The sequence below is a fragment of the Candidatus Cloacimonas sp. genome, from assembly GCA_039680785.1.
Classification (GTDB): Bacteria; Cloacimonadota; Cloacimonadia; order Cloacimonadales; family Cloacimonadaceae; genus Cloacimonas.
Window position 1 is genome coordinate 60,334 of sequence record JBDKSF010000026.1, and the last position, 7,455, is coordinate 67,788.

General features: G+C 38.9%; 6 protein-coding genes. 1 reads left to right on the forward strand and 5 read right to left on the reverse strand.

Annotated elements, in window-relative coordinates; genetic code table 11:
* Window positions 1-2: 2 nt before the first annotated feature.
* The 5 genes from pheT to infC all read right to left on the reverse strand — a co-directional run bounded on the left by pheT (window position 3) and on the right by infC (window position 5,016).
* Window positions 3-2,558, reverse strand: a complete 2,556-nt coding sequence (pheT, locus tag ABFC98_01620; protein MEN6444727.1) for a phenylalanine--tRNA ligase subunit beta — start codon at window positions 2,556-2,558, stop codon at window positions 3-5.
* Window positions 2,555-3,589: a phenylalanine--tRNA ligase subunit alpha gene (pheS, locus tag ABFC98_01625; protein ID MEN6444728.1), complete on the reverse strand. Its 1,035-nt coding sequence runs from the start codon at window positions 3,587-3,589 to the stop codon at window positions 2,555-2,557. The genes pheT and pheS overlap by 4 nt, the downstream gene beginning before the upstream one ends.
* 144 nt (window positions 3,590-3,733) lie before the next feature.
* On the reverse strand, window positions 3,734-4,081 hold the full coding sequence (rplT, locus tag ABFC98_01630; GenBank protein ID MEN6444729.1) for a 50S ribosomal protein L20: 348 nt from the start codon (window positions 4,079-4,081) through the stop codon (window positions 3,734-3,736).
* Window positions 4,082-4,099: 18 nt separating this feature from the next.
* Complete coding sequence (gene rpmI, locus ABFC98_01635) at window positions 4,100-4,294, reverse strand: 50S ribosomal protein L35 (GenBank protein MEN6444730.1); 195 nt, start codon at window positions 4,292-4,294, stop codon at window positions 4,100-4,102.
* A 98-nt stretch (window positions 4,295-4,392) separates the two neighbouring features.
* Window positions 4,393-5,016: a translation initiation factor IF-3 gene (gene infC, locus ABFC98_01640; protein ID MEN6444731.1), complete on the reverse strand. Its 624-nt coding sequence runs from the start codon at window positions 5,014-5,016 to the stop codon at window positions 4,393-4,395.
* Between the two features lie 1,123 nt (window positions 5,017-6,139).
* Between infC and ABFC98_01645 the strand changes: the two genes are divergently transcribed.
* Entirely contained in the window at window positions 6,140-7,093 is a 954-nt protein-coding gene (locus ABFC98_01645) for a DUF1848 domain-containing protein (GenBank protein MEN6444732.1), read from the forward strand.
* Window positions 7,094-7,455: the final 362 nt, after the last annotated feature.

The window sequence follows — 7,455 nt, forward strand, 5'->3', positions numbered from 1 at the left end:
TTTTACCTCATAGTTATTTGCCAAGAATCAACGAGCTTTTTGATCACTGAATCAACAAGATAATCTACTCGTTCATCTGTCAATGTTTTTTCTTTATCCATTAATTTTAGGCGTAAAGTTAAACTGTGTTTACCTTGGGGAATTTGTTTACCGCGATATTCGTCAAAGGCAGTAATTTCCGAAATCAGGTTCTGGTCCACTTCCAGAATTGTTTTTTCAATCTCGCTATAGGGAATGTCCTCCGCAATAAGAAAAGAAATATCTCTCACAACAGCTGGCAGACGAGGAATATCCTGATATTGGAGATTGAAATTTCGGGTAGCGTCAATAATATTCTCTATGGAAAATTGGATGATCCAGATATCCTGTTTAAGCTCAATAATATCAATACCGAAATTCTCTGCTATTTGAGGTGTTACTTTTCCGTAGAAAGCAAGCTGATTAGACCCAAAATAATAAGCGGCGCTTTCAGAAACGGAAAGGAATGGTTGTGTAATGGCTTTAATTTGATATTTTTTCAGATGTAAGAGAGAGAGCAGTTCTTCCACAATGCCTTTCACCCAAAAAACAGTTATATTGTTGGCTTTATCTTGCCAGTGTTCTTCCTTATTCAATCCAGTAAGTATGGCAGCCAGATAATAGGATTCACTTGCAAGAGGTTTATTCTGGAGATAGGTCTTTCCCAGTTCAAAGAGCTTGATATTTTTTTCACCGCGATTCAGATTGTAAGCCAAATTTTGCAAGAGTTGGGGCATAAGTGAAGTCCGCATTGCACTCTGATTGCTACTTTGTGGATTTTTCAATTTTATCATATCCAGTTCTTGGTCTTCGTCTTTGTAACCCAATTTATACATTAGATCTGCTTCCGAAAAACTGTAATTTAGGGTCTCATAAAAGCCCCGGGTTACCAGATAATCCACCGCTATATTTTTTATGCGGTAAGAATGACGATCCATAATCCTTTGGGGAGTAGTTTTCACGGGAACTTTGTCATAGCCGTCCAGACGCGCAATTTCTTCAATAATATCTATTTCGCGTTCCAAATCTACCCGGAAAGGAGGAATTTCGTAATAGTGAGTATGTTCGCAATCGGGTAATTCCGTAAATTCCGTTTTACCTTGTTTCATTTCTTCGGTGTGATGACAATATAATGTGGTAAGATCGTCTATTTTACCAGGTCTCCAGTTTCCGGATTGTAAAAATTTCAGCCCTAAGCGAGTTAAATATTCCTTAATTTTATCTTCTTCCAGTTCATAGCCAATTACTTTGGCATATCTTTCGGGTCGCACACCCAAAATCAATGGTTTTTGCGGATGAGGAAAACTGTCATACACAACTTCGCAAAGTTCTGCTTTTGCCAATTCACAAATCAATTGGGTAGCCCTCAAAGACGCATCCGGAGCGGAATATTCACTTAAATGTCGTTCAAAACGATAAGAGGAATCTGAACTCAGCTTATGTCTATAAGAAGTTCTGCGAATGGAGGCAGGATTAAATGCTGCACTTTCCAAAACAATGCGTTTGGTGCTTTCACTAATGGCTGAAACATCTCCACCCATCACACCCGCTATGGCAGAGGGTTTAATTCCATCAGCTATAACCAATTCGTCACCTTCCAGTTGAAAGTGTTTTCCGTCCAGAGTTGTAATGGGTTCGCCTTTATATGCTTTACGGATAACGATTGCAGGTTTTTCGGGTTTATCTGGAAGAGTGGAAAGTTTTTCATAATCAAAACAATGCAAGGGATGGCCATATTCCAGCATAACATAATTTGTGATATCTACCAGATTGTTGATGGGTCGCAAACCGGATTTAATAAGTGCACTTTTCATCCAGAGAGGGGACTCTTTCAGTTCTACTTTGTCAAATAAGCGGGCAATATAACGCGGACAAAGTTCAGTATCCTCATTAACTAATTCCAGAGGCATTGTTTCTGCTTTGCATTTTGCGGAAGGGATATTGATTTCCGGTAGTTTTAAGGGTCTATTCAATTTTGCCGATAGATCTCGCGCAATACCTATATAACCAAGTAAATCAGGACGATTGGGAGTTATTTCCAGTTCAAAAATTAGATCGGGAAGTTCGTAGAGTTGGTTAACACTTATTCCGATGGGAGTATCCGGATCCAATTCTATTATGCCATTATGATTGTCTGAAATACCTAATTCTTTTTCGGAGCACAGCATTCCAAAAGAATCAATTCCCTTTATTTTTGCCGTTTGAATAGTTATTTCAGGTAAAATGGAACCCGGTAAAGCGATCACTGTCATCATCCCTTTTTTACAATTGGGTGCGCCACAAATCACTTGGATATAGCCCTCAATTGTTTTCGGAGTAAAAGGATAATTGCCTATGTCAATCATACAGCGTTTTAAATGATCTGTTCCCACAACTGCTTCCGCGGAAATTATTTTGGCGCTGAAAACGGTTTCGGGCAAAGCAGGTATATTTTGTTCCGCTTCCACTTCTATACCCGAAAAAGTAAGCAATTTTTCCAGTTCCTGTTTATCTTCTTGCAGGTCTATATATTTCTTCAGCCAGGAGATAGATATTTTCATCTTAATTCTCCTTTAAATTGGCGCAGCATTTTCAGGTCGTTTTCATATAAAATCCGCAAATCGGGGATATTGTATTTCAGCATTGCAATTCTTTCAATTCCTAATCCGAAAGCATATCCGGTATATGTTTCAGAATCAATTCCCAGAATATCAAACACATTAGGATCAACCATTCCGGCTCCTCCCATTTCCAGCCAACCGGAATTTTTGCAAACTCGGCAACCAGTTCCTCCACACACTACACAAGAAATATCCATTTCCGCACTGGGTTCCGTAAACGGAAAAAAGTGAGGTCTGATTCTGCTGGAAACATTTTTGCCAAACAATATGGAAGCAAATTGAGATAGCATATCCTTCATATCTGCCAGCGAAATGCCTTTATCTACAACGAGCGCTTCTACTTGATGAAAAACGGGGGAGTGGGAGGGATCTGGTTTATCGTTTCTATAACAGCGTCCTGGGGAAATTATTTTTATCGGAGGAGCATATTTTTCCATAACCCGCACTTGCACAGTGGAAGTATGAGTTCTTAAAAGTCCGCCATTTTCCAGATAAAAAGTATCGGCAAGATTACGCGAAGGGTGATCCGGAGGTGTATTGAGAGCATCAAAATTGTGAAAATCATCATCAATGTCTGGTCCTTCAGCAATTTCAAAACCCAAACCCAAAAAGACCTCATCGATTTCACGACGGATAATAGTTAAGGGATGTAACCCCCCGCGGGAACTAAAAATTCCAGGCATAGTGAGGTCTATGGCATTGTTTGTCTCACTTTTTTTCCAGGCATTTTCTTTGATAGCTCTATTTTGCTGTTCCAGAAGCTCTTCTATGCTTTTACGAGTGGCATTGATCAAATTTCCAAAAGCGGGACGTTCCTCCGCCGGAAGATCTTTCATTTTTGCATAGAAAGAGCTAAGTAAACTTTTTTTACCGAGATATTTGGCTTTTACATTCAATAGATCATTGGGATTATGGCAAGCTGATATATCTTGCTTTGCCTGTTGAATGAGTTCTTTCAGTTCTTCTTCCACTTTTCCTCGTTTATTTTCTTAGCACGCTAACTATAGATAAGGCAGATATAGGATTAGAAGGATGGAATCAGGATATCTTTTCCATTCCAGTTATCGTTTGGAATGCTAATCTGTTCCATTAGTATAATCCTAATATTAATTCATTCATCCTTTGGCTATTTCTACCAGTTTGGCAAACGCGGGAGCATCATGCCATGCCAGATGTGCCAGGGTTTTTCTGTTTATTTGGATATTTGCCTTATGCAATCCATTGATAAACTGGCTGTAGCTCATATCGTTCAATCGGCAGGCAGCATTAATTCTGGTAATCCACAAACTTCTAAACTGACGCTTTTTCAGTTTTCGATGGGCAAAAGAGAAAGCCATAGCTCGTTCAACTGTTTGTCTGGCGGCGCGATAGGTCTTACTTCTGCCTCCAAAAAAACCACGAGCTCTCAACATATATTGTTTTCTTCTTCTATGAGCGGCAACATTATTAGTAGTTCTTGGCATTTTTATTTTCCTCCCTTTTTATAAACCCAGCATCCGATAAACTCTTTTTTCATCGGCTTTTCGGACGATTGCACTACCACGCAAAAAGCGTTTCAGTTTGGGTGATTTTTTCGTTTTAATATGCGCGCTTTTAGCATGGTGACGCACAACTTTACCAGTTCCGGTAACCTTAAATCGTTTGGCTGCCGAGCGGTTAGTTTTGATTTTAGGCATTTTTGATCTCCTTTGTTGCATTTATTCCAAACCGATATGAACTAATAAACCATCCGGCTATGGAATATGCTGGAATATTTTGTTTTTTTAGTTTATATTTATTCTATCTTGGTTTCTGTCTGTTCCTGTTCGGGTTCGTTGACTACTTCTTTTTTGGTCTCTTTAGCCAGAATCCGATCTATATCTTTTTTGGGGGTAACGACGATGGATAGCAAATTCCGATCTGAGACCGGTTCACCGTCAATATCCACAAGCTGAGCAAGATCTTCTTTTAGCTTATCTAACACCTTGTAACCAAGTTCTTTATGAGCCATTTGACGACCCCGAAAACGAACTGTAAATTTTACTTTGTTATGTTGTTTCAGGAATTTGATAGCGTTATTTTTCTTGAAATTATAATCATGTTCTTCCGTATTGGGTCCGAACTTGATTTCCTTCACTTCAACTTCATGCTGTCTTTTTCTGGCTTCTCTTGCCTTCTTTTCTTTTTCAAAATAATATTTGCTGAAATCCAGAATCCGACACACTGGGGGCTCGGCATTAGGGGATATTTCCACTAAATCAAGCTCCAAATCATCAGCTCTACGCAATGCTTCCTTCAAGGAAACTATTCCTATCTGTTTACCGTTGGGATCAATCAAACGCACTTTATCAGCGGTTATTTGGGTATTGATCCTTTCCTTCGGCACCACTTCATTCGTGCGTGCCTTTCCTTTTTTCATCCGGATTATAAGAACCTCCTTCTTACCGGAAATGAAAACAGGCGATTGTCTTTCTAATAGATAACCGCCTGCTTCACAGTAAATATATCTGTATTTTATGCTCTAAAACCTTATCAGCATTATCAACGCCATAAGGTAGAAGCAAACAGCTCCATTTTCAAAAGACATCCTTTTTGGCGATAGCAATACTGTCAATCATTTTTTCATTAAACAGAACTGGATTGTGTTGATTTTAAGAATGTTAGAAGATATTTTAGCCACTTAAGAACACCGAAAAAAGAAGCACGCAGATTGCGCGGATTGCGCAGATTAAAAAAGATAATAGCTCTGGGATGAACAGGATTTTAGGGATTGAAGAGATTTTATAAAAAATTTTAGCCACCGAAAACACCGAAGCCACCGAAAATAACTTTGCACTTTGAACTTTGAACCCCCGCACTTTGAACTAAGAACCCCCGCACTTTGAACTAAGAACTCCGGCACTTTGAACTACGAACTCCTGCACTTTGAACTTGGATAATCTCTCACAGATTACACTGATCTCACAGATTGAATTTCAAAAACAAGAACATTAACCCATTGCGAAAATAAAGGAGGGTTGACGTCCTCGTCAACCACAAAAAAATATTTATGTAGTTACCTATAATTTATAGGAAACTTGATAACTCAGTTGTCAGGGAAACGACGAGGATGTCGTCTTTCCAGTAAAAAATTCTCTCACTGATTAAAAAAGATAATAGGTCTGAGATGAACAGGATTTTAGGGATTGAAGAGATTTTATAAAAAATTTTAGCCACCGAAAACACCGAAGCCACCGAAAATAACTTTGCACTTTGAACCCCCGCACTTTGAACTAAGAACTCCCGCACTTTGCACTTTGAACCCCTGCACTTTGAACTACGAACCCCCGTTATAATTACTTTTTTCTTCTTTGGAAAACACTCCTCCTCCACACCTCATCCACTCCACCTAAACGAGGAGAGAAGGAGGAGTTGATGAGGAGATGTGTTAAGGGATTGAGCAAGCAATAACATTTGATTATCATTGACATTTTTAGGGTATTTTAATCTTCTGAGATTAAATAATTTGAACATTAAAGCGGATTACACAATAAGAGTAAATTATGCAAAAAACAGATGGAAAGTCAATTACAGATGTTAAAAAGCTGGAGCCAATAATTATTTCTGCTTCACGGGCTACGGATATACCCGCTTTTTATTCTGACTGGTTAATTGCTCGGATAAATGCGGGCTATGTAAAATGGAAAAATCCTTTTAATAGTCAAATTCAAGCTGTCTCTTTTGCTAAAACCCGACTTTTTGTGTTCTGGAGCAAAAATCCTTTTCCTATGCTGAAAAAGCTGTCCTACTTTGACGATAATGGCTATAATTACTATTTTCAATATACTCTCAATGACTATGAACCAGAAAAGTGGGAGAAAAATTTGCCAGCTTTGAATCAACGCCTGGAGAACTTTATAGAACTTTCTGAACTTATTGGCAAACAAAAAGTTATCTGGCGTTTCGATCCCTTTATCATCAGCGATAAATTACGGCCAGACGAACTCTTAAGACGCATAGAAAATATTGGTGACCAGCTCTATAAATATACAAACAGATTAGTTATCAGCTTTATAGACATAGATATCTACCCAAAAGTGAAACGCACATTAAGTGCGTTACCCGATGCAATAAAGGAAATTGATGTTTCCACAATGCATTATTTTGCCAGAGAACTAAAGCGACTAAACCAAAAATGGAACTTGAAAATAGCTACCTGCGCGGAACAAATAGACCTGCAACAATATGGAATTGAACATAACCGCTGTATTGATGACCGGTTGATTATTGAGCTCTTTTCCGCTGATAACGATTTAATGGATTTCTTGGGCTATAGACAAACTGATCAAACAGATTTTTTAGCTGCAGAAAAAAATGTCCCTTCCTACAGCTATGCGAAATTGAAAGATAAAGGTCAACGCAAATTCTGCGGCTGCATAAAAAGCAAAGATATCGGTCAATACAATACCTGCTCAAATGGATGCGTGTATTGTTATGCTAATACAATTAGACAGTGAGATGGTGAGATGGCGAGATGGTGAGATGGTGAGATGGCGAGATGGCGAGATGGCGAGATGGCGAGATGGTGAGATGGTGAGATGGCGAGATGGTGAGATGGCGAGATGGTGAGATGGCGAGATGGTGAGATGGCGAGATGGTGAGATGGTGAGATGGCGAGATGGTGAGATGGTTTTTTAAAAGAGAGAAAGAGATTATGAGGGAGTTCTTAGTTCAAAGTTATTCTTTCGGTGAATTCGGTGGTCTCGGTGGCGAATTATAAAAAATCCCTTTAATCCCTTTCATCCTGTTCATCCCAGACCTATTTTCTTTTTTAATGTGGGAATGATTAATCCAAAGGAAGAACGAGATCCTGTCGTTC

Coding starts and splice junctions, on each gene's coding strand:
- ABFC98_01645 (MEN6444732.1), top strand. CDS start 6,140: ATGCAAAAAACAGATGGAAAGTCAATTACAGATGTTAAAAAGCTGGAG.
- rpmI (MEN6444730.1), bottom strand. CDS start 4,294: ATGCCTAAAATCAAAACTAACCGCTCGGCAGCCAAACGATTTAAGGTT.
- infC (MEN6444731.1), bottom strand. CDS start 5,016: ATGAAAAAAGGAAAGGCACGCACGAATGAAGTGGTGCCGAAGGAAAGG.
- rplT (MEN6444729.1), bottom strand. CDS start 4,081: ATGCCAAGAACTACTAATAATGTTGCCGCTCATAGAAGAAGAAAACAA.
- pheT (MEN6444727.1), bottom strand. CDS start 2,558: ATGAAAATATCTATCTCCTGGCTGAAGAAATATATAGACCTGCAAGAA.